General features: G+C 65.1%; 9 protein-coding genes. 4 read left to right on the top strand and 5 right to left on the bottom strand.

Features of this window, described 5'->3' with window-relative positions:
• The first annotated feature begins 140 nt into the window (after nt 1–140).
• From dsbD to GGI48_RS24960, 4 genes are all read left to right on the top strand, one after another.
• A complete protein-coding gene (gene dsbD, locus GGI48_RS24975) occupies nt 141–1880 on the top strand; it encodes a protein-disulfide reductase DsbD (protein WP_179600466.1) in 1740 nt (579 codons plus the stop codon).
• Nucleotides 1880–2743 carry a TlpA disulfide reductase family protein gene (locus GGI48_RS24970; RefSeq protein ID WP_016964932.1) on the top strand — a complete coding sequence of 288 codons (864 nt, stop codon included), beginning with the start codon at nt 1880–1882 and terminating at the stop codon, nt 2741–2743. The genes dsbD and GGI48_RS24970 overlap by 1 nt, the downstream gene beginning before the upstream one ends.
• A complete protein-coding gene (gene dsbG, locus GGI48_RS24965; protein ID WP_016964933.1) occupies nt 2719–3486 on the top strand; it encodes a thiol:disulfide interchange protein DsbG in 768 nt (255 codons plus the stop codon). Before GGI48_RS24970 ends, dsbG begins: the two co-directional genes overlap by 25 nt.
• A gap of 94 nt (nt 3487–3580) precedes the next feature.
• The gene (locus GGI48_RS24960; RefSeq protein WP_179600464.1) at nt 3581–6934 is read left to right on the top strand and encodes an ATP-binding protein; all 3354 of its coding nucleotides are present in this window, start codon (nt 3581–3583) and stop codon (nt 6932–6934) included.
• Between the two features lie 116 nt (nt 6935–7050).
• On the opposite strand, the gene GGI48_RS24955 is transcribed toward GGI48_RS24960, so the two are convergent.
• The 5 genes from GGI48_RS24955 to GGI48_RS24935 form a co-directional block, all read right to left on the bottom strand.
• Nucleotides 7051–7863, bottom strand: coding sequence for an alpha/beta fold hydrolase (locus GGI48_RS24955; RefSeq protein ID WP_179600462.1), 813 nt, complete (start codon nt 7861–7863; stop codon nt 7051–7053).
• A 109-nt stretch (nt 7864–7972) separates the two neighbouring features.
• The gene (locus tag GGI48_RS24950) at nt 7973–8329 is read right to left on the bottom strand and encodes a hypothetical protein (RefSeq protein WP_179600460.1); all 357 of its coding nucleotides are present in this window, start codon (nt 8327–8329) and stop codon (nt 7973–7975) included.
• A gap of 440 nt (nt 8330–8769) precedes the next feature.
• A complete protein-coding gene (locus tag GGI48_RS24945) occupies nt 8770–9819 on the bottom strand; it encodes a hypothetical protein (RefSeq protein WP_179600458.1) in 1050 nt (349 codons plus the stop codon).
• 119 nt (nt 9820–9938) lie between these two features.
• A complete protein-coding gene (locus tag GGI48_RS24940; RefSeq protein ID WP_179600456.1) occupies nt 9939–10976 on the bottom strand; it encodes a hypothetical protein in 1038 nt (345 codons plus the stop codon).
• A 245-nt stretch (nt 10977–11221) separates the two neighbouring features.
• A complete protein-coding gene (locus tag GGI48_RS24935) occupies nt 11222–24238 on the bottom strand; it encodes a non-ribosomal peptide synthetase (RefSeq protein ID WP_179600454.1) in 13017 nt (4338 codons plus the stop codon).
• Nucleotides 24239–24443 lie beyond the last annotated feature (205 nt).

Raw genomic sequence — 24443 nt, 5'->3', positions numbered from 1 at the left:
CAAAGGCGTTGATTAGGCAGGCGGCGGATTAAGCGGACATTATGCCCGCCACCGCCGTGCAACAACCCAAGTATGGTTAATCATCGGTTAATCAGGACCCGCCATTGTGCTTCCCACTTGCACCGGTTTAAGGCTTGACCATGCGTCGATTGCTCATCTTGCTATTTATGCTGTTCACCACCCTGGCAGAAGCCGGCAACAATCCGTTCGAGGTCAAGCCCGACTTCCTGCCGGTGGACAAGGCCTTCACCTTCACCTCCGAGCGCCTGCCTTCCGGGGAAACCCAGCTGTTCTGGCAGATTGCCGACGGCTACTACCTGTACCAGAAACGCCTGAAGTTCGAGGGCCTGGCCCAGGAGCATCAGCCGGCGCTACCGGACGGCGAACACCACAGCGACGAATTCTTCGGCGAGCAGACGGTGTATCGCCAGGGCCTGGAAGTGAAGCTGCCGCCCGCCGCCAGCGGCAAGGTCAAGCTGGGCTGGCAGGGCTGCGCCGACGCCGGCCTGTGCTACCCGCCGCAAACCCTGGAAGTCGACCTCGGCGGCGCGCCGAGCGTCACTGCGGGAGCGGCCAACAGCGCCGCCCAGGACCAACGCCTGGCCAATGACCTGCAGCAGAAATCCTGGGGCCTGAGCCTGCTGGCGTTCTTCGGTTTCGGCCTGCTGCTGGCCTTCGCCCCCTGCTCGTTGCCGATGCTGCCGATCCTCGCCGGCATGGTGGTGGGCAGCGGCGCCAGCCCGCGCCGGGGCCTGGCCCTGGCCTCAAGCTACGTGCTGTGCATGGCCCTGGTGTATGCCGGCATGGGGGTGATCGCCGCCCTGCTGGGCAGCAACCTGCAGGCCTGGCTGCAACAGCCCTGGGTGCTGGGCAGCTTCGCCGCGCTGTTCGTGCTGCTGGCGCTGCCGATGTTCGGCTTCTTCGAATTGCAGATGCCGGTGTTCCTGCGCGACCGCCTGGAAGGCGCCAGCCGCCAGCGCCAGGGCGGCAGCCTGATCGGCTGCGGCGTGCTCGGCGCGCTGTCGGCGCTGCTGGTGGGCCCGTGCATGACCGCGCCCCTGGCCGGCGGCCTGCTGTACATCGCCCAGACCGGCAACGCCGTGCTCGGTGGCCTGGCGCTGTTCGCCCTGGGCCTGGGCATCGGCCTGCCGCTGCTGTTGCTGGTGACCGTGGGTAACCGCTTCCTGCCCAAGCCCGGCCCCTGGATGAACCTGCTCAAGGGCGTGTTCGGTTTCCTGTTCCTGGGCACCGCCATCTATATGTTGCGCCCGGTGCTCAGCAGCAGCCTGTGGATCGGTCTGTGGGGCGCCCTGGCCCTGATACTGGCCTACTGCGCCTGGCAGCACCGGGCCATCGCCGGGCGCCTGCTGCACCTGTTCGGCGCCGCCGCCGTGCTGTTCGGCCTGTGGGGCAGCGTGCTGCTGGTGGGCGCCGCCGGTGGCAGCGATGACCTGTGGCGACCGCTGAAGGTCTACAGCGGTGGCAGCGTGGCCAGCAGCGCCACGGCCCACGATGCCTTCACCACCGTCAAGTCGCCCGCCGAGCTGCAACAGGCCCTGGACAGCGCCCAGGCCCAGGGCCAGTGGGTGCTGCTGGACTACTACGCCGACTGGTGCGTGTCCTGCAAGATCATGGAAAAAACCGTGTTCAGCCAGCCCCAGGTCCAGGACGCCCTGAAAGACGTGCGCCTGCTGCGCCTGGACGTCACCCATGACAACGCCGACGGCCGCGAACTGCTCAGCCGCTACAAAGTGCCCGGCCCACCCAGCTTCCTGTGGATCGGCCCGGATGGCAGCGAGCGTCGCAGCCAGCGCATCACCGGCGAAGTGGATGCCAGTACCTTCCTGCAACGCTGGACCCAGACCCGGGAAGCCCGTTGATGCTGACCTTTACCATCGGCACCTTCGCCATCGCCCTCAACCACCTGCTGCTGATCAGTGCCCTGGCCCTGGCCACCCTGGTGGGCTGGCGGGTGGCCAAGCGCGGCGGCGACAACCCGGAATCGGTGCTGTTCATGCTGTTCCTGCTGGGCATGCTCGCGGCGCGGATCTGCTTCGTCATCGCTTACTGGAAGCACTACCAGCACAACCTGTGGCTGATCATCGACCTGCGTGACGGCGGTTTCCTGGCCTGGCCGGGGGTCATCATCATGCTCCTGGCGGCCCTGGCCTGGGGCTGGAAACGCCCGCCGCTGCGCCGCCCGCTGGGCGCCGGTATCGCCAGCGGCCTGGCCTTCTGGCTGCTGGCCAGCCTGTCCCTGACACTCTACGACCAGGGCACCCGCCTGCCGGAGATGCCCCTGCGCAATGCCACCGGCGACACCGTGCAGCTCACCGACTACCAGGGCGGCCCCCTGGTGATCAACCTGTGGGCCACCTGGTGCCCGCCGTGCCGGCGAGAAATGCCGGTCCTGGAACGCGCCCAGCAGCAACGTCCGGACCTGACCTTCCTGTTCGTCAACCAGGGCGAAAGCATGCAAAGCGTGGCCACCTTCCTCGCCACCCAGGAACTGAACCTGGACAACGTGCTGTTCGACAGCGGCGGCCGCCTGGGCCAGGCCGTGGGCTCCATGGCCCTGCCCACTACACTGTTCTACAGCGCCGACGGCCGTCTGCTGAGCAGTCACCTGGGTGAACTCTCGGAAGCCAGCCTGGCCCGCGCCCTGGAAAACTTCGACGACGCCCATCCGACCCCGGTCGCCCCTGCAAGGAAACTGCCATGCCCTTCATCCGCCACCTGCTGAGCCTGTCCTTGGGCGCAGCCCTGCTCAACGCGCCGCTGCTGCAGGCCGAAGAATTGCCCGCACCGATCCGCAAGATCGAAGAAAAAGGCGCCAAGATCCTCGGCAGCTTCGATGCTCCGGATGGCCTCAAGGGCTACGCCGCGCAGTACCAGAACCGAGGCATGGCCCTGTACCTGACCCCGGACGGCAAGCACGTACTGCTGGGCAACCTGTACGACGCCGACGGCAAGGACCTCAGCGTCGAGCCGCTGCAGAAACTGGTCTACGCACCGATGGCCAAGGAAGTCTGGAACAACCTGGACAAGAGCAACTGGATCGCCGACGGCAAGGCCGATGCGCCACGCATCGTCTACCTGTTCAGCGACCCCAACTGCCCCTACTGCAACATGTTCTGGCAACAGGCGCGGCCCTGGGTGAACGCCGGCAAGGTGCAACTGCGGCACATCATGGTGGGCATCATCCGCGAAGACAGCCCGGGCAAATCCGCCGCCCTGCTGGCCGCCAAGGACCCGCAACAGGCCCTGGAAGAACATGAAAAGGCCGGCAAGGGCAGCAACCTCAAGGCCCTGGATAGCATCCCGAAAGCCGTGCAAGCCAAGCTCGACGCCAACATGAAACTGATGGAAGAACTGGAGCTGTCGGCGACCCCGGCGATCTTCTACCTCGACGACAAGGGCGAGTTGCAACAACAGCAAGGCGCCCCGGCGCCGGGCAAGCTGACGCAGATTCTCGGTCCGAAATAAGCGAGATGCACCCATCCCTGAACCAGTAATGGCCTTTAGCCTTATCGACAGCGTTACACTACGGTCTTTTTTACACTGACAGGGATGTGACGCTTTGACAGCTCAAGGACAAGCCAGACTTCTAGAGATTCTCGACTACTGGCATAAGGTGGAATTCTTTTTACCCTATGCCCTTGAGAAATATGTCGAGGACTTTAAAAAATGGGAGACCCGATGGCTCTCGCGGGAAGATCTCCAGCACAGTCATTGGCGCACTTTTTCCATACCCGATGACCTAAAAATCACAGGTTTCAATCTCTATATCGGGGTTTTTGACGCCTCCGTCATTGCCACCCTTTGCGAACCGCACCTGGCCGCCTGCGCAATCGACGAAAACACGTTCTACGAAGAACAGGAACGGGTGGAGCTTGAAGGGCTGACCTGCTTCGCCAAGATCAAGCTCAATGCTCAAGCGGTTCCTCAACTCGATGCCCTCTCACTGTCCACCGCGCCTTGGGCGTTGGGGCAAACAATCACCAAGGGGCTTGATGCCCTGGGCCACCAAGCCTTCGAGGAAGCCAAGGAGCAGTTGGCAAAACTGCTGCACAACTTCCATGGACAGCGCCAACAAAATGATGACCCGGCCTTGACGGCCGACGAGGTCATGTATCTGCATCAACTGCTGTGCAACTGGGCCCGTTTTACCCCGGACCAGGACGGCCGCGCCCCTCTTGCGCTGCTTCAGGTGCTGACTCAGCCCAAGGTCGAAAAGCCGCTCACCCAACCTTCAGCGGCACAGGTCGCGAAAGTCGAGGACGAAGAAGAAGCCGACACCGAGATCGACATACTCAACAGCTTTTTCATAAAAGATATCGAGCGTGCGATCGCCAGCTTGCAGCGTGGAGAACAGCCCCCGGCTCTGTTGCAGTACCTGGCTGAAGCCGATCCAAGCAAACGAATTGACCTGTATACCGAGAATGGACGCAAGGCCCTCTATCAGGCCTTGCAACCGCAATGCATCAACCCTGGGCACTGGCCGGATGAACCGGGCCATGCCATGAGCCTGATGCAACAGTTCGCGATCAACAGCGCACTTGGCACGTTGCAAGACAGCGGTGTGTTCACCGTCAACGGCCCGCCGGGGACCGGTAAAACGACTTTATTGCGTGACATGTTCGCAGAGAACATTGTGCGTCGGGCCCGGGTCCTGGCGGGATACAGCGACGCAGCGGATGCATTCGTTGGTGGAAAAAAGCCTCAGGTCACCTTCAAGGGCATGGCAAATACCTACACCCTTCGCGCGCTCAAACCCGAGTTGACCGGCTATGAAATGGTGGTGGCCTCCTCTAACAATGCCGCCGTAGAAAACATTTCCCGAGACTTGCCCAAACGCAAGTCGCTGGGAAAAGGCTGGAGCAACGTTCAGTACCTGCAACCGGTTGCCCATAAAGTTGCCGCACAGAGCAGTGATGGCAGCATCAGCGAACTGTCCGATGAGGACAAACCCTGGGGACTGATCTGCGCCGCACTGGGCAACAGTGGCAACCGAAAAGCCTTGCAGGAGCGCATGTTCTTCAACCCGGTGGATTCCACCGTCCCCCATAAACCACTGACGATTCGTCAATGGGTGGATGAATACAAAGGGCCCAGCTTCAAGGAGGCCCGCGCGGCATTCAAAAAAGCCGATGAGGCTGTCAGCAAAGCGCTGGAGGAACGGGCCCGTTACGCCAGCCTGCTGAGTGAGATGTCGGCTACCGACGAGCACAGCTTCCTGGGCCTTCAACAACAGGCCTTCCATCAGGCCGAACAGCTCAAGGCATCCGCCCAGCAGGCGCTGGACCAACACCAGCAGAAACTCCAGGCGTCCAAGCAACATCTGGCCAGCCTTCAGGAACTGGAACGCCTGATAGATCGCGGTCGCCCGGCATGGTGGAAGCGCTTGTTCAACACGCCAGCGGCTAGGACGCATCGAGATGAACAACAGGAAAATGCCCGGTTGCAGCGTCAGGCGCACGCAGAGATCAACAGCGCGAAAAGCCTGCTCGACAACAGCCTGATCCCGAAACTTGAAGAGGCGCAAACCTCATTGCTGTTCTGTGAGAGCGAATTGGACACGCGTAGAACACAGTGGCAGGGCAAGTGCCAATCCCTGGATGATTTCGCCGTCCGCCTGGGGCGTCCGAACTTGCCAGGTCATCTGAGTGAACTGGAAGACCGCGACTTCCAGATAAACGGGCTTTGGCACGATGCCGCACTCAATCACTTGCGTTCGACATTATTCGCCGCGGCCTTGACCCTGCATGAAGCCTGGCTTGCCGAGGTTGCCCCCTCGGGCTCGAACGGCAAGGGCTTTAGCGCCAACCTCACCGCCATCAGCCTATTGCTGAGCAACAAGACGCCCGAGGATGAACGACTCACACAGCTGCTCTGGCAAAGTCTGTTCATGGTGATACCGGTGGTTTCAAGTACTTTTGCCTCCTTTGCCAACCAGTTCCGCGGGATGGGCGCCGGCTCGCTGGGCTGGCTGTACATCGACGAAGCGGGACAAGCCGTGCCTCAGGCAGCCGTCGGCGCATTGTGGCGGGCTAAACGAGCCATGATCGTGGGCGACCCTCTGCAAATCGAACCGGTCTTCACCCTGCCGCAACGCCTGGTCAAGGCACTCGGCCAGCTGTCAGTACACACCGCCAACCAAGCCTTCGCCCCCAATCGCGTGTCAGTGCAGAGCCTGGCGGACCAGAACAATCGCTATGGAAGCGTTTTCAGGAACGATACCGACGAAGAACTGTGGATCGGCAGCCCGTTGAGGGTCCACAGACGCTGCATCGAACCCATGTTCAGCCTGTCGAATCAAATCGCCTACGGCAACAAGATGGTCTTTGGTCTGCCCAGTGCCCATGCCGAACAGGGCGCCCCGGTCTACAGCTCCAGTTGCTGGGTCGACATCCCTGGCCATGTCGAACACAAACAAGTCGTGCCTAAGCAGATCGAGTTCATGGTCGACCTTCTCGGGCAACTCTACTTGCGCGACGGAGAACTGCCGCAGCTGTACGTGATTTCACCGTTCAAGGCGGTGCGCCTGGCCCTGCAAAAAGCCATACGCGCAGCTGCTTGGGCCAGCCCCAACCATCGTCCGAAATTGCCCTCGGGGGAATTGAAGCAATGGTTGAAATCCTCCATCGGCACCGTGCATACCTTCCAGGGTAAAGAACAAGACACCGTCTTCATGCTGCTGGGGGCCGACCTTGATCATGCAGGAGCTGCGCAGTGGGCTGCATCCAAACCCAATCTGCTGAATGTTGCACTCACCCGGGCCAAACGTCGGGTCTATCTGGTGGGGGACTTTAAACTCTGGGGGTCGCTGCGGTATTTCGAAGCCGTGAGCCGTGGCAAATACCCCTTGAAAAGAATGGGCGCGGCTGCATTTCTGGCGCAACTGAATCCTCTGGAAGAACAGATTTCAAGCTGAACACCGTCACTCCACTCCAGCGACCTTTCAGAGTGTTCGCTGGCGACGGCCTCCGTCAGCTTGGCGCATGGCTTGCGGGCCTTTTGGCCGGCAAGCCAGCTCGGAAGAATCAGGCTTCAATCGTGGCGCTGTAAAAACGCCAGCAAGGCCCGGGTCACGAACTCGGGATTCTCACGACTGGAGATATGCCCGGCCTCGGGCACCAGCTGATAAGGGCAGCCGATGCGCTCGGCCATCTCGACGGTTTCCGCAGGTGGCCGCGGCTGGTCCTGATCGCCACACAGCAACAAGGTGTTCGGCCCATCCAGGCGCTGCAGCTGATCCAGCACATCCGCCCGGCTGAAGGTGATGCGCCCCATGGGAATCACGCTCTGGCGCAGGCGCTCGGTCGGCAGCGCCGCGAGGCTGGCGCGAAAATCCTGGAACAGCGCCGACTGCCGATCGATACCCGGACGGAAGAAGATCGGCACCACGATATCCAGCAGCGGCTCGGCGATCAGGCCGCTGTCCTCGATCTGCTGGAACAGGGAAAAGTAATACTGCCGGGTCGGCTCAGGCTCGGCGCCCAGGTAAGTGTCCATCAGCACCAGACCGTCGATGCGCTGCGGCGCCGCCAGGGCCAGCCGCGCGCCCCACATGCCGCCCACCGACAAGCCCACCAACGTCACCCGCTCGATGTGCAAATGGTCGAGCAAGGCCAGCATCTGCCGCGCCACATCGTCCAGCGACGCCGTACCTTCAGGCAGCGGGCCGGACAGGCCATGGCCCCACAGGTCCACGGCAATCACCCGGTACTGCGCCGACAACGCCTCGATCTGCGGCGCCCACATGCTGGTGTCCCATAAATAACTGCCGGCCAGGAACACCACCGGCCCCTGGCCCTGGTCAAGGTAGTGCAACGGTTGTCCATCGATGGTCGCAAAGGGCATCGGCTAGCTCCTGTAGGGAAATGACGAAAAAGGTCCGACAGACTGTGCCGTGAACCAGGCTCAGTCAATCGGACCGGGGCGACAAAAACGTATCAGGAGATGCCCGGATTCAAGGCCCGCGCTGGCCGTCGAGCAAGGCCTCCACCACCGTGCGGGCCATCTCCACCGAATGCACCATGGACCAGATCAGCCCGCGCTCCAGGCCGCTGCCCTGCTGGGTGATTTCATCGCAGACCTCTTCGGCGCATTTGAGCAACAACGCCACGTGCACCAAGGCCTCTTCGGCGCTGACGCCTTCGCGCACGCTGAACAGCGAGTCGGGGGAAACGGGTTTGGCTTGGGTCGTGAGCTGGAACAGCGCGGTGTCCAGCGGTTGCTGGGCCAGGGCCACGCGCAGGGTGGCGTTGGCAGCTTTAAGGGCGGGATCGCGGTAGGAAGTGGGGGGATCGGGGACGAGCTTTTTCATGGTCAAACTCCTGGTAATGACAAGGAGCCGACACCGTTCGCTTGCACACGAATAAGGTGGCAGCCATACGCGGGTGTGCAAGACCGAGTTACCAGAACCCCGGCAGATCCGAAGATCTCCCGCGCACGGCCGCCATAACACGGCGAACATGAAATCGCTCAGGCATGACTGAGCGCTTATGCGTCTGGTAACAGTCGGACTTGCACATCCGAGCCATCGATTGGGCGATGGCTCCGGAACCCTAGCCCGCCCACCAGGCGCATTCAAGCGGCCCGCAGTTTCTCGGATTTGCCTTACAAAAGAAAGCGACTAAACGCCATTCCAGCGACCTTACAACCGGCTTGCCGGCGAAGGCGTCCGTCAGGTTGGCGCATGGCTTGCGGGCCTCTTCGCTGGCAAGCCAGCTCCTACAGAGGGCGTGTACGCCTTAGGGCTGGGACTCAGCGATATTCTTCCGGCGCTTCGCGTTCGAGGATTTCTTCCAGGTCGCTCAGGCCTCCGCGCTCCTCGAGGATGCCGCTGACCTGGTCGATCCACACCTGCTCAGAAGCAATCCCCGCCCAGGACTGGCTGCCAAAGCCGTGATACGGCCGATCATCGAAGGTGCTGATCAGCAACTGGTTGAAGCGCCCGGTGTCCAGTTTTTTGCGCTGGATTTGCACTTGCAGCGCCCCCAGCACCTTCTGCTGCTCTTGCGGGTTGGGGCGATAGCGGTAGAGCCGCGGCGAGCTGACCACCAGGAACTCCGGCGGCAGGTTTTCATCGATGGCCGCCTGCAGGCGGTAATGGCCATCGAGAATCAGATAACAGCTCAGACCGGTGACGTACCACAGCAGGATCGGCGGCAAGCTGCCTTCGCGGGCTTTCTTGCGCCACCATTTGAGACGGCCGGAATGCGGGTCCACGGCATGCAGGCCGACTACTGCGCCACCGTACTCCCCCAACCCGACCCAGCGCGCCGTACCGGCCTGTTGGTTGTCGAGGATGTTGCGCCCATGGATCGCCCACTGCGGCATATGGCTCAGGGCATCTTCACCGCCCTTGAAGTACCAGGCTTCGGTGCCGCTGAGCAGCGGCCGCATGGGTTTCTGCGATGCCGGGCGCAGGGCCCGCACCAGCCAGTAGCCGGGGTAAAAGAAGTCCGGCTGGTGCTGCATCAGTTGTTCGACGAAGAAGCGGCTCCAGGCCTTGAGGCGCAGCGCCGGGTCGAGGCGCGCCTGTTGTTCCACCTGAGGCGAGTCGATGGGGCCCACCAGGGTTTGCGGCAGTTGCTCCGGCAGGTGATTGCGCACCAGCCACACGCCATACAGGCAGCGGGACATGGTGCCCCAGAGCAGGGTCTGGTCGCCGAGCACCAGCTGCATACGGCAGTTGTTGCCACTGAGCAGGCACAGGTTGGGCTTGCCGCTGGCCGGGCGTTTGACGTCTACGCCGAGGCCGTTCCACTGGCCGGCCAAATCCTCGATGTCACGCCAGAAAATCTGTTCCACGATTGTCCCTAATCCTTGATCAATGACCGGTCCTGCGGCAGGCGGACGCGAATATAGCAGATGTCTGGAGGACGCTTTCGCCTGTAGGAGCTGGCTTGCCAGCGAAGGCGGTCAGCGCCCTACCCACGCCGGGCGATGACCGCTTCCAGCTCTTGCTCAAGCCCCTGCCCGCTCAGGCACTGACGCACTTCGTCGCACCACTGTGAGTCCGGCTCGTGGCTGGCCCAGGCCTGGGTGGCGCTGCGGTACTGCGGCCGGTCATCGAAGGCCTGGATCAACACCCGGTTGAGGTTATCGGTGCTCAGGGCCTGGTTGCGCGGCACCGCGTCGCCGCGCTTGCGCAACGAGTCCATGACCCGTTGCTGGTGCTCGGGGCTGGGCGCGAAGTCGCGCACCCGGGTGGCGCTGAGTACGATGAACGCCGGCGCGAGGTTTTCCGCCAGGGCCGCCTGCAAACGGTAATGGCCGTCGATCACCACATAGGACGCCAGCCCGCCGACGTACCACAGCAGCACCGGCGGCAGGCTGCCTTCGCGAGCCTTTTTACGCCACCACTTCAAGCGCCCGGCCTCAGGGTCGACACGGTGCAGGCCAATGAGTTTGCCGCCGCCGTGCCACCAGTCGATCCATTCCAGGGTCTGGGGTTGCAGCTTGTCGAGAAAATCCTCGCCGTACAGTCGCCAGTTGGGCAGGTGGCTCAGGGCATCGTCCCGCGAGCTGAAGCACCAGTTGTCCAGACCGCGCGCGGTGCTGCCAGGCTCCGGCAGCAGGCCCTGGGCCAGCCAGTAACCGGGGGTGAGAAAGTGCCGGGCACTGTCACTCAGGCGGCTGACGAAATAGCGGCTCCAGGCCTTTATCCGCCGCTCGGGCGCCAGCGCCGCGTGCTGTTCGACCGTGGCTGAGTCGATGGGTGCCAGCAACCGGCATTCGGCGCCCTCGGCCAGCGGGTTGCGCACCAGCCAGACGCCGCCGTGGTCGCGGGCCAGGGTGGCCCAGAACAATGGCGTGTCATGGTGCATCAGCTTGATCCGGGCATTGGCGCCGGTGCGCAGGTACAGCGGCGGTTTGTCCGTGGCATTTGGCTGCACTTCGACACCCAGGCCACTCCAGTTGCCCAACGTATCTTCGATGTCGTGCCAGTAAAGCTGTTCTGCCATGGTTCCGGTCCTTGAACTGTCTGAAACGACAAAGCCCGACAGGGCTGCTGTCGGGCAATGCGCGGCGGACTATAGCAAGGATCAGCGGACAGGCCGAAGCCCCCCTTGTGGCGAGGGAGCTTGCTCCCGCTCGGGCGCGCAGCGGCCGTAAAGCCTGAGTCTGCGATCGTCCTGAAGGAACGCAGGTGCAGCCATTGGGGTGGCTGCGCCACCCAGCGGGAGCAAGCTCCCTCGCCACAACCGTTCTACAGGCCCTCCAGTTCGGCCATCAGGTCGCTCAGCCGATCCACTTTCTCCTCGCTGATTGCATTGGCCCCCAGGCCGTCGATGTAGGCGGCCAGTTCCTGCACCGTGCTGCATTCGAACATGGCCCGCAGCGGTACGTTGCGTTGCAGGGTTTTCTGCACCCGCGAGGCAATCTGGGTCGCCAGCAGGGAATGCCCGCCCAACTCGAAGAAGTTGTCGCGCACGCCCACTCGTTCGACTTTGAGCACCTCGGCCCAGATATCGGCCAGGGTTTGCTCCAGTTCATTGCCCGGCGCTTGATAGTCCTGGCTCTGCAACTGACCGATCTCCAGGGCCGGCAAGGCCTTGCGATCGAGCTTGCCGTTGGCGTTGAGCGGCAGGCGCTGCAGCCACAGCCAGTGCAGCGGCACCATGTATTCCGGCAGTTCGGCGCGCAGCCGCGGCTTGATCCGCTCCAGGCATTCGCTCGGGCTCAGGCTGGAGTCACTGGCCACCAGGTAGCCCACCAGGTGCTTGCCGTTGACCCCTTCCTGCACACCCACGGCGGCATCGCGCAGTTCCGGCTGTTCATGCAGGCGTGCTTCGATCTCGCCCAGTTCGATACGGTAGCCACGGATCTTCACTTGATGGTCGATACGGCCGACGTATTCCAGTACGCCGTCGCTGCGCCGGCGTGCCAGGTCGCCGGTGCGGTACAGGCGTTCGCCCGCCGCACCGAACGGATGGGGCACGAAAGCCAGCGCGGTACGCACTGGGTCGCTGACGTAGCCACGACCGACCCCGGTGCCGGCTACGCACAGCTCGCCGACGGCGCCCAGGGGCACCAGCGCCAGGGCTTCGTCCATCAGGTACAGCCGGTTGTTGTCGGTGGGCGTACCGATGGGCAGGTAGGCGCCCCGGGTCGATGCCAGATCGACGCGGAAGAAGGCCACGTCATCGGAACATTCCGCCGGGCCGTAGGCGTTGACCAAACCGATCTGTGGATAACGCAGCAACCACTGGTGCGCCAACTCCGGTGGCATGGCCTCGCCGGTGGGCAGCATCCAGCGCAGGCCATCCAGGGCGATGGCGTCCTGGGCGAGCATGCCCTGGATCAGCGACGGCACGCTCTCCAGCACCGTGATGCCCTGCTCCTCGACATGGGCCAAGAGGCCCTGGGGATCGTGAGCGATGGTGTTGGGCACAATGTCGACCCGGGCGCCGAACAGCGGCGCGGCAAGGAACTGCCAGACCGAAATATCGAAGCTCTGGGACGCGGTCTGGGCGATCACGTCGGCTTCGCTCAGGTGCAGGTACGGCACCTTGCTCAGCTGGTTGTTGAGCATGCCGCGCTGCTCCACCATCACGCCCTTGGGCAGGCCGGTGGAACCGGAGGTGTAGATCACGTAGGCCAGGTTATCCGGCGCGCTGTAGCGGCCCGGATTGTGCTCGGCATGCCCGGCGCCTTGCAGCTCTTCCCAGACCAGCAATCGTGGCCGCCCGGCACAGGCGAACTCGTCCAGCAGGGCCAGGGCCTGTTCGCGGCAGGCCGCGCTGCAGACCAGGATCGGCGTGCGACTGAGCTCGATGATGCGCCCCAGGCGCTGGCTCGGCAGGCCCGGGTCCAGGGGCAGGTAGCCGGCCCCGGCCTTGAAGCTGCCGATGATCATGCCCAAGAGTTCCAGGCCGCGCTCGGCCAGCAAGGCCACTGGCTGATCAAAGCCCACGCCGTTGGCAATCAAGGCATGGCCCAGGCGGTTGCTGTAGCGGTTCAACTCAGCGTAGCTGTAGCGCCGGTCCAGGCAACTGGCGGCCACGCGCTGCGGATGGGCCGCCACCCGGGCCTCGAACAGCTCGACGTAGCTGCTCTCCAGCGGGTACTCATGCGCGCTCTGGTTGCAGCCGGCCAGCAGGAAGTCCTGCTCTTCTTCGCCCAGCAGCGCCAGTTCGGCCATGTCGCCATGCAAGCCCTGCATCAGCGCCAGCAGCAGGCGCTTGAACTCGCCGAGCAGGCGCTCGATGGTCGCCTGTTCGAAGTAGCGCTGGTCGTAGGACAGGTGCAGGCCCAGGTCATCCCCCGGGTAGCACACCGCGGTGATCGGGAAGTTGGTGTGGGTGCGGCCCGAATCCGAACTGGCGTTCAGGCTCTGGGCGCGGTCCAGCACCGAGACTTCCACCGGGGCGTTTTCGAACACGAACAGGCTGTCGAACAGCGGTTGGCCCTTGGGCAGTTCGCTGCACTCCTGAATCGCCACCAGCGGCAGGTACTCGTATTCGCGCAGTTGCATGTTGCGATCGAGCAAGTCGCCGAGCCACTGGCGCACGCTGCAACGCTGGCCCTCCTCGGGCAGCTTGACCCGCAGCGCGATGCTGTTGATGAACAGGCCGACGGTGCGTTGCATCTCCGGCATGTCCACCGGACGCCCGGCCACGGTAACGCCGAACAATACGTCGCGATCGCCGCTCATGCGCCGCAGCACCAGGGCCCAGGCAGCCTGGGCAAAGGTGTTGACGGTCAGCTGATGCTGTTGCGCCAGTTCCCGCAGTTGCGCGCCGTCCCGGGCATCCAGGCGGGTGTAGCAGTCGCCGACGATCATGCCGCCGCTGTCGCCGGCGTGTTCGCGCAGGAACGGCCGGTCGCTGGGGATCGGCGTGGTGCGTTCAAAGCCTTCAAGGTTGTGCCGCCACCACTGCCGCGCCTCGGACAGGCTCTGGTGTTGCAACCAGCCGATGTAGTCGCGGTAACGCGGCGGTACCGCCAACTGCACCTCGCGGCCTTCGCCCAGAGCGGTGTAAATCTCGAAGAAGTCGTTCATCAGCAGCGAGCGGCACCAGGCATCGATGAGGATGTGGTGGTTGCTCATCATGAACCAGTAACGGGCCGCACCGACGCGGATCAGCCGCAGGTGGAACGGCGCCTGATTGAGCAGATCGAAACCGGCCTCGCGCTCCTGTTTGTGCAGGGCTTGCAGCTTGGGTTCCTGCTCGGCTTCGGGCACCGCGCTCCAGTCGAGGAACTCGATCGGGGTGCGGCCCGGCTTGTGGATAACCTGCAGCATGTCTTCGCCGACGTTCCAGCAAAAAGACGCGCGCAAGGCCTCGTGGCGCGCCACCACCACCTGCCAGGCCTGGGCGAAACGCTCCGGGTCCAGCTCGCTGTTGATGCGGTAGCGGTCCTGCATGTAATACAGGCCGGTGCCCGGCTCCAGCAGGGTGTGCAGCAGCATGCCTTCCTGCATCGGGGTCAGCGGGTAGACGTCTTCGATCTGCACAGCCGGCACCGGCAGGCCATCGAGCTGGGCCTGGGTCAGGCGCGCCAGGGGGAAGTCCGACGGCGTCAGGCCACCGGCATCGTCCTTCAGGCAATGAGCGATCAGGCTGTGCAGCTCGCCCAGGTAGGCGTCCGCCAGTTCGCCGATCAGCTCGGCATCGAAACGCTCGCCGCTGTAAGTCCAGCGCAGCACCAGCTCGCCGCCATAGACCTGGCTGTCGATGCTCAGCTCGTTGGGCAACGGTGCTTCAGGTGCATGGGTCGGACCAACGGACTCATCCAGCGGACGCAGCAAGGCATCGGCGCCGAAGCTCTGGTCGAACTGCCCCAGGTAGTTGAAGGTCACCGGCGCCAGCGGCAGCGCCGCCAAGGCTTCGCGGCAGGCGTCATCGGCCAGGTAGCGCAGCACGCCGTAGCCCAGGCCCTTGTGCGGTACGGCTCGCAGTTGTTCCTTGATGGCCTTGATCGAGGCCCCCTGCCCGGCCGCTTCTTCCACTTGCAACGGGGTCAGGCGCAGCGGATAGGCGCTGGTGAACCAGCCGACGCTACGGGTCAGGTCGATCTCGTCGAACAGCGCCTCGCGGCCGTGGCCTTCCAGTTGCACCAGGGCCGAAGGCTGCCCGCTCCAGCGGCACAGCACCCGGGCCAGGGCGGTCAGCAGCAGGTCGTTGACCTGGGTGCGGTAGGCCGCCGGGGCCTGTTGCAACAGCTGACGGGTGCGCTCGGCATCCAGGGTCACGCTGTGGCTTTGGGCCTGCTGATGCTGCTGGCTACCGGCGGCATTCAAGCCCGGCAGTTGCGCGGCGGGGCCGGCCAGTTGCTGCTGCCACCAGTTCAGTTCTTCACGCAGGGATTCGCTGCCGGCATAGGCTTGCAGGCGGCTCGACCAGTCGCGCAATGCGCTGGTCTTGGCCGGCAGGTTCAGAGCCTGCCCGGCTTGCAGCTGACGATAGGCGTTCTGCAAATCCTCCAGCAGCACGCGCCAGGACACGCCATCCACCACCAAATGGTGGATCGCCAGCAGCAGGCGCTGCTCGCCTTCCGGCCCGTCCACCAACACCGCCCGCAGCAGCGGCCCGTGTTCCAGGTCGAGGCTGCGCTGGGCATCGGCGAACAGCGCCTCGCAGGTGGCCATGGACGGCACCCGCACTTGCCACAGCACCGGCGCGTCGGACAGCGGCAGGTACTCGGCGCGCCACTGACCGTCCGCTTGAGAGAAACGCAGGCGCAGGGCGTCGTGCTGCTCCAGCACCGCCAGCAGCGCTTGCTCCAGCCGTTGCGCATCGAGCACGCCCAGCGGCTCCAGCAGCAGCGCCTGGTTCCAGTGCTGCGGCTGGGGAATACGGCTGTCGAAGAACCAGTGCTGGATCGGCGTCAGCGGCGCCTCGCCACTGAGCGGGCCCTGCTCGGCGCTGACGCGCTGAGTGTGGCTGGCGACCCGGGCCAGGGTCTGCACGGTCTGGTGCTGGAACAGGTCGCGCGGGGTGAAGTGCAGCCCCAGCTGGCGAGCACGGCTGACCACCTGGATCGACAGGATCGAGTCGCCCCCCAGTTCGAAGAAGTTGTCGTTGAGGCCCACTTGCTGCACGTTCAACACTTCGCCCCAGACCTTGGCCAGGGTCTGCTCCAGATCATTGCTCGGCGCCACGTACTGCTGGCGGTTGAGCTCCGGGTCCGGCATCGGCAGGGCCCGGCGGTCGAGCTTGCCGTTAGCGGTCAGCGGCATGCTCTCCAGCAGGATCAGGTGGGTCGGCACCATATAGTCCGGCAACTGGGTTTTCAGCTGCTGCTTGAGGGCTTCACGCAGGTTGGCCTGCTGCGCCTCGTTGTGCTCGGCCACCTCGGTCACCAGGTAACCGGCCAGCTGCTTGCCGGCCGGGGTGTCCAGGGCCAGCACCACCGCTTCACGCACGGCCGGATGATCCAGCAGACGGGTTTCGATCTCCCCCAGTTCGATGCGGAAACCGCGAATCTTCACCTGATGGTCGACCCGGCCGATGTACTCCAGCTGGCCATCGGCGCACTGGCGCACCAGATCGCCGGTGCGATACAGGCGCCCGCCATCGCCGGAGAACGGATCAGCCACGAAACGCTCGGCACTCATCCCCGGACGACGGTGATACCCCTGGGCCAGGCCGGCGCCGCCGACATACAGCTCGCCGGTCGCCCCTTGGGGAACCAGCGCCAGATCAGCATCGAGAATGTAAGCCACCCGCGCCCCGACAATGCGGCCGATGGGCACGCTGGCCACGCCTTCGGCCAACTGCTGCGGCGCCAGGCTGGCCAGGGGCATGACCACAGTTTCGGTGGGGCCGTAGGCGTTGAAGAACAGGTTCGGCTGGAACGCCGCGCGAATGCGTTGCAGGTGCTCGCCGGTCAGGGCCTCGCCGCCGGTGATGCACATGCGCACCGGCAGGGTCTGCTGCTGGATGGCCAGATGCTGGGCCAACTGGCTGCCGTAGCTCGGGGTGAAGCCGAGGATGCTGATGCGGTGCTGACGGATCAGTTGGCAGATCTCTTCGGCGTCCCACTGCCCTTGTGCTCGCAGTACCAACTGGGCGCCGCTGAGCAGCGGCACCAGCAGGCGCTCGGTGGCGGCGTCGAAGTTGATGGAATAGAAGTGCAGCTCGCAGTCGTCCGGGCGCATGCCGAAGCGGCGGATCACCGCCTGGCAGTGCATGGCGATTTCCCCGTGGGACACCACCACGCCCTTGGGCTGGCCGGTGGAGCCGGAGGTGTAGATCAGGTACGCCTGATGCTGGGGCAGGCTGATAAAGGGCAATTCGCTGGCCGGGTAGTCGGCCAGCAACGCGCCGTCCTCCTCCAGGCACCAACGACCGACACTCGCCGGCAACTCGCCCAGGGCGGCGAACATCCGCGCATCGCTGAGCAGCAAACCAATGCCGCTGTCTTCGATCATGTAGTGCAGGCGGTCCAGCGGGTATTCCGGGTCCAGCGGCACGTAGGCGCCGCCGGCCTTGAGGATCGCCAGCAGGCCGACGACCATCTCCAGGGAGCGCTCCAGGGCCAGGCCGACCCGCACCTGCGGGCCCACGCCACGCTCACGAAGCATCCAGGCCAGGCGGTTGGCGCGGCTGTCCAGTTCGCTGTAGCTCAGGGTCTGCCCGGCGAAGGTCAGGGCCGGGGCGTCGCGACGGGCCAGGGCCTGTTCGCTGAACAGGTGGTGGATGCACTGGTCCAGGCGGTGCTCGCCGGGCTCGACGCTCAGGCTGTCCAGCAGTTGCTGCTGTTCCTCGGCGTGCAGCAGCGGCAGTTCGCACAGGCGCCGTTGCGGATCGTCAATCAGGGCCTGCAGCAGGTTGCGCCAATGGGCGGCCATGCGCGCAATCCGCGGCTCGTCGAACAGGTCGGTGCTGTAGGTCAGGCAGCAGCCCAGGCGTTGATCCAGGTCGGTGACTTCCAGGTTGAGGTCGAACTTGGTGGCCCGGGCATCGTTGACCAGGTAGTCCACGGTCATGCCCGCCAGTTGCCGGCTTTGCTGGAATTCCCAGCGCTGGACGTTGCACATCACCTGGAACAGCGGGTTGTAGGCGGTGCTGCGCGGCGGTTGCAAGGCTTCCACCAGTTGGTCGAAGGGCAGGTCCTGGTGCGACTGGCCCTCGATCACGGTGTGGCGCACCTGCTCCAGCAACTGGCCGACGCTCATCTGCCCGTCGAGCTGGCAACGCAGCACCTGGGTATTGAGGAAGGCGCCGATCAGCCCTTCGCTTTCCGGGCGGATGCGGTTGGCCACCGGCGCGCCGATGCGCAGGTCGCTCTGGCCGCTGTAGCGGTACAGCAGCACCGACAGTGCGGCGGTCATGGTCATGAACAGGGTCAGGCCGTGCTCGGCATTGAAGGACCGCACCCGGGCCGCCAGTTCGTCGCTCAAATCGAAGCGGTACAGCTCGCCCTGGTGGCTTTGCACCGCGGGACGCGGCCGGTCGCTGGGCAGTTCCAGCAGCGGGTGTTCGCGGCCCAGTTGCCCGGTCCAGTAGTCCAGCTGGCGCTGGCGCTCGCCGGATTCCAGCCACTGGCGCTGCCACACGCTGTAGTCCAGGTACTGCACCGGCAAGGGTTCCAGCGGGGACTCGCGGTCGTCGAGAAAGGCTTCGTACAGCGCGCCCAGCTCGCGGGCGAAGATGTCCATGGCCCAGCCTTCGGTGACGATGTGGTGCAGGGTCAGGACGAAGTAGTGCTCCTGCTCGCCGGCCTTGACCAGGCAGGCACGCAGCAAGGGGCCGGTTTCCAGGTCGAAGGGCTGGTGCGCTTCGCTGTCCGCCAGTTGTTGCAGGCGTTGTTGCCGGGCATCCGGAGCCAGGGCCGAGAAGTCCTTCCAGGCCATGCGCAGGCCGGTGTAGGCCTGCACCTGCTGATGGGCCACGCCATTGACGCTGGGGAAAGTGGTGCGCAGGGTTTCGTGGCGCAGGATCAACGCCTGCAACGCGGCCTCGAAGCGCCCCACGTCGAGCACCCCGGACAGCCGCGCCATGCCGCCGACGTTGTAGGCCGGGCTGTCGGGCTCCATCTGCCAGAGGAACCACATGCGCTGCTGGGAGTAGGACAGCGGCACCGGCTGGCTGCGGTCGACCCGGGCAATCGGCGGCTGCTGGTTGCGCGCGCCGGACTGCTGGATCAGCAGCACCTGTTCGGCAAAGTCCCCCAGCTCGCTGGCTTCGAACAGCGCCCGCAGTGGCAACTCGACGTCGCAGGCCTGGCGGGTGCGGGAAATGATCTGGGTGGCCAGCAGCGAATGCCCGCCCAGGGCGAAGAAGTCGTCCTTGAGGCCGATCCGTGGCTGGCCCAGCACTTCGCGCCAGATCTGCGCGATCTGCCGTTCCAGATCGGTGCTCGGTTCGACGTGTTCGCGCACCTGCCATTGCGGCTCCGGCAGGGCCCGGCGATCCAGCTTGCCACTGGGGCTCAGGGGCATGGCGTCCAGGCGCAGCAGCTGCGCCGGCACCATGTACTCCGGCAGTTCGGCGGCCAGGGCAGTGGTCAGCCGAGCACATTGCTCGGTTTCATCTTCGTCGCTGGCCTGGGCGGTGTAGTAGCCGATCAACTGCGGGCCGGCGACGGTGTCGCGCACCAGCACCGCGGCCTGGGCCACGCCGTCCTGGGCCAGCAGCCGGGCTTCGATTTCCTGGGGCTCGACCCGAAAGCCCCGCAGCTTGACCTGCTGGTCGAGGCGGCCGAGGTATTCCAGCACGCCGTCAGCGCACCAGCGCACCCGATCGCCGGTGCGGTACAGGCGCGCGCCCTCCTCACTCAGGGGGTCGACCACAAAGCGTTCGGCGGTCAGCGCCGGGCGTCCCAGGTAACCCCGGGCCAGGCCCTGGCCGCTGATGCACAGCTCGCCGGGCACCCCGACCGGCAGCAGGTTGAGCTCGGCATCCAGCACCCGGCACAGCACATTGCCCAGCGGCCGGCCAATGGGCGAGCGCTCGCCGTCCTCCACCGAACACTGCCAATGGGTGACGTTGATCGCGGTTTCGGTGGGGCCGTAGCGGTTGTGCAGTTGCGCGTTCGGCAACTGCTGCAACAGCCGGTTGCGCAGTTCGGCGGGCAAGGCTTCGCCACCGGAGAACACTCGGCGCAGGCTGTGGCATTCGGCGCTCAGCGGCTCATCGACAAACAGCTGCAACAGCGGCGGCACGAAGTGCAGCGTGGTCACGCCATATTCCCGTACCAGCTGGGCGATGCGATGGGGATCGCGGTGCTCGCCGGGGGCGGCAAGCAGCAGGCGGCAACCAGTGATCAGCGGCCAGAAGCACTCCCACACCGACACGTCGAAGCTGATGGGAGCCTTCTGCATAAGCACATCGTCGGCTTGCAGCTGGTAGCTGTCCTGCATCCATTGCAGGCGCTCCATCAAGGCGCGATGGGTGTTGCCCACGCCCTTGGGCTGGCCGGTGGAGCCGGAGGTGTAGATCACGTAGGCCAGGTGGTCGCCGTCCAGGTGCAGGCCCGGGGCCTGGCTCGGCCAGCTGTCGAGCTTGAGGCTGTCCAGGGCGATGGTGCTGATACCTGGGGCCTGGGGCATCTGGCCCAGCAGATGGGTCTGGGTCAGCAGCAGTTGCACGCCGCTGTCTTCGAGCATGTAGGCCAAGCGCTCGGCGGGGTAATCCGGGTCCAGGGGCACGTAGGCGCCGCCGGCCTTGATGATCGCCAGCAGGCCGATCAGCAGTTGCGGCGAACGCTCGGCGGCGATGGCCACGCACACGTCCGGGCCGACGCCCTTGTCCCGCAGGTAATGGGCCAGGCGGTTGGCCTGGGCGTGGAGTTCGGCAAAGCTCAGTTGCCCGCCGTCCCAGAGCAGCGCGGTGCGCTCCGGGGTCTGCTGCAGTTGTTCATGCAGGCGTTCCGGCAACCAGCGCTCGGCGCTCGCGCAAGGCGCCACGCTCCATTGTTGCAGTTGCGCCGCTTCGGCCTTGCCGAGCAACGACAAGTCGCCCAGGGCGCTGTCCGGCTGCTGGCAGGCATGCTCCAGCAGGCTGATGAAGTGCCCGGCCAGACGCTCGATGGTCGCCGCCTCGAACAGCTCGTCGGCGTAGTCGAAGGCCAGGCTCAGGCGGCCGTTGCGGTCTTCCTCGCTGTGCAGTTGCAGGTCGAACTTGGCCTCGCGGCTGTGCCACGGCAGCTCTTCGGCCAGCAGCCCGGGCAGGCGGCGCAGGGCGCTGAGGTCGCGCTGCTGGTGGTTGAACATGACCTGGAACAGGCCCTGCTCGCGGGCATCGGGGAAGGCTTCGAGCAACTGTTCGAAAGGCAGGTCCTGGTGAGCCTGGGCCTCAAGGACGCTGCGGCGGGTCTGTTGCAGCAGTTCGGCGAAGGTCTGGCGCCCATCCAGCCGGCCGCGCAGTACCTGGGTGTTGATGAAGAAGCCCAGCAGGCCCTGGGTTTCCAGGCGCGGGCGGTTGGCGTTGGGCACGCCGATGCGGATCTCGCTCTGCCCGCTGTATCGATGCAGCAGGGTCTGGAAGGTGGCCAGCAACAACATGAACGGCGTGACCTGCCAGGCCTGGGCGGTCTGGCGCACGGCCTCGCTGAGGGTCACGCCGAGGCGCTGGCTGTGGCGCGCGGCGCTGTGGCGGACCTGGGCCGAGCGCGGGTGATCGGTGGCCAGGCTGAGCACCGGGGCCTCGTCGGACAGTTGCTGCTTCCAGTAGTCCAGCTGGCGCTGGCCTTCGCCCTGGGCCAGCCACTGGCGCTGCCAGCTGCCGTAGTCGGCGTATTGCAGGGCCAGGGGCGCCAGCTCCAGGCGCTGGCCCTGGACCGCGGCAGCGTAGAGCCGGGAGAACTCGTCGATCAGCACATTCAGCGACCAACCGTCAGCAATGATGTGGTGCAGGGTCAGCAGCAACTGGTGCTCTTCATCGTCCAGGCGGATCAGGGTCGCCCAGTACAGCGGGCCCTTTTCCAGGTCGAACTGGGTGCGCGCTTCGTCTTCGCGGATCTGCCACGCACGGGCTTCGCGCTCGGCCACAGGCAGGTCGCTGATATCGATCACCTGCAGGTTGAATTCGCCGGCGGCATCCACCTGTTGCAGGGCCTGGCCATCGCGCTCGAAGAACCGCGTGCGCAGCGCTTCGTGGCGTTGCAGCAGGTGCTGGAAGCTGGCGCGCAGGGCGTCTTCGTCCAGCTCACCGCGCAGGCGCAGGCCGCCGGGAATGTTGTAGGCGCTGCTGTGCGGGTCCAGTTGCCAAGTGATCCACAGGCGGTTCTGCGCCAGGGATTGGGGCAGCGGCTGCTGGCGCGACAGGGCCTGAATGCTGCCCTGGGCCACGCCGCCGTCCTGTTGCAGGCGCGCCACGGCAGCGCTGAAGGCGCCCAGGGTCGGCGCTTCGAACAACAACCGCAGGCTCAGCTCCAGGCCCAGTTCCTCGCGCAGGCGGGCCGTGACCTGGGTGGCGGCAATCGAGTTGCCCCCCAGGAGGAAGAAGTGATCGTCGGCGGCCACTGCCGCGCATTGCAGTTGTTCCTGCCAGATCCGCCCGATCAGGGTTTGCAGCGCGTCACCCGTGCTTGCTACCGCGTCCGCTGTTGCGCTACCGGCCTGCGGGAACAGCGCGTAATGATCCAGGCTGCCATCGGCCAACCGTGTGCGGCAGGCGGAACGCTGCAACTTGCCGCTGGAGGTTTTCGGCAGGGCCCCGGGGTTGAGCAGCACCACCACGCTCGGCGCTTCCTGACAGGCTTCGGCCACGGCCTGGCGGATGGCCTTGATCAGCGCTTCGGGGGGCAGGATCTTCTGCACGCTGCGGCTGATTTCCGCAGCGATGCCAATGCCTTCCTGGCCCTGGTCGCTGACCGCGAACGCTGCCACCCGGCCCTTGCGCACCACTTCCACTTCGCACTCGATGGTTTTTTCGATGTCCTGGGGATACAGGTTGTGCCCGCGCACGATCAGCAGGTCCTTCAGGCGCCCGGTGATGAACAGTTCGCCGTCACGCAGGAAACCCAGGTCGCCGGTGCGCAGCCAGGTGCGGCCAGCGTGCTGGACAAAGGTCTTGGCCGTGGCCTCGGGATTGCGCCAGTAGCCGTGGGCAATGCTCGGCCCGGCGGCCCAGACTTCGCCGATGCGGTTGTCAGGCAATTCGCCGAGCTGCTGTGGGTCCATCACCAGCACCGCGTGCTCAGGCTGGCTGAAACCGCAACTCATCATGGCGCTGCCCGCCCCCGGCTCGGCGCGGTTCTGCGCCAGGGCCTGGTCGTCCAGGCGCAGGGCCGGGATGCCCTGGCCGCGCACGCCACCGGCGACGAACAGGGTGGCTTCAGCCAGACCGTAGGACGCGAGGAAATGCTGCTCGCTGAAACCGCAGGCGCTGAACTTCTCGGCAAAGCCTTCCAGGGTGTCGAGGCGGATTGGCTCGGAACCGGAATAGGCCACACGCCAGCGGCTGAGGTCGAGGTGCTCCAGGGCCGATTCGCTGACCCGCTCGCTGCACAGGCGGTAGGCGAAATCCGGACCGCCGCTGATGGTGCCGCCGTATTCGCTGATCGCTTCCAGCCAGCGCACCGGCCGGGCCAGGAAATAGGCCGGCGACATCAGCACGCAGGGCACGCCGCTGAAGATCGGTTGCAGCAGGCCGCCGATCAGGCCCATGTCGTGATACAGCGGCAGCCAGCTGACGATCACGTCGTCCGGGTTGAGGTCGATGCCGAAACCACGGCGGATCAGCAATTCGTTGGCCACCAGGTTGCCGTGGCTGACCTGCACGCCCTTGGGCAGCGCGGTGGAGCCGGAGGTGTATTGCAGGAAGGCGATGTCGTGGTCCTTAAGCTCAACCGCCTGCCAGTCTTCGGCCAGCCCGGCGTCCAGGGTGTCCACACAGAGCAGTTGCGGCGCGCCCGCGGCCTTGAGTTCGTCCATCTGCAACAGCGCATCGCGCAGCCCGGCGCTGGTCAGCAGCAGCCGTGGCTCGGCGTCGGCCAGGATCGACAGCAGCCGCTCCTGGTGATGGCGCCGGGTCGACTCCGGCGGGTAGGCCGGCACCGCGATCACCCCGGCGTACAGGCAACCGAAGAACGCCGCGACGTAGTCCGGGCCGCTGGGGAACAGCAGCACCGCGCGATCTCCGAATTCGGCATTGGCTTGCAGGGCCGCGGCAATGGTCCGCGCACGAAGATCCAGGTCCCGGTAACTGAGGACCACGTTCTGCTCCTGCTCTTGGGCGAGAAACCGCAACGCCACTTGATCAGGGGCCAGGACTGCCCGGCGTTGAAGGGCTTGGGCCAAGGTGCTGGGGAGTTCGAACGCGTCCGTCATGGGGTTTCCTGCCAGGAGTGTGCTTGCGATGGAGGGCGGGCCCTGCCCTGCCATGCCCCTGGCAACCCACTTAAAAATCAACGGGTTGGCAACAGGTCACAGGCATCCGCAAGGCGCCGCGCCCGGGCTTGCTGCCCGGAGTCTTTCTCCCATGGGAACGGATGACCTCGGCAAATAATTAGTCCCCATGGGCCCTGGCAGGACC

This window comes from Pseudomonas protegens, from assembly GCF_013407925.2.
Taxonomy (GTDB): domain Bacteria; phylum Pseudomonadota; class Gammaproteobacteria; order Pseudomonadales; family Pseudomonadaceae; genus Aquipseudomonas; species Aquipseudomonas fluorescens_AP.
This window is presented reverse-complemented; position numbering and strand designations above follow the sequence as displayed.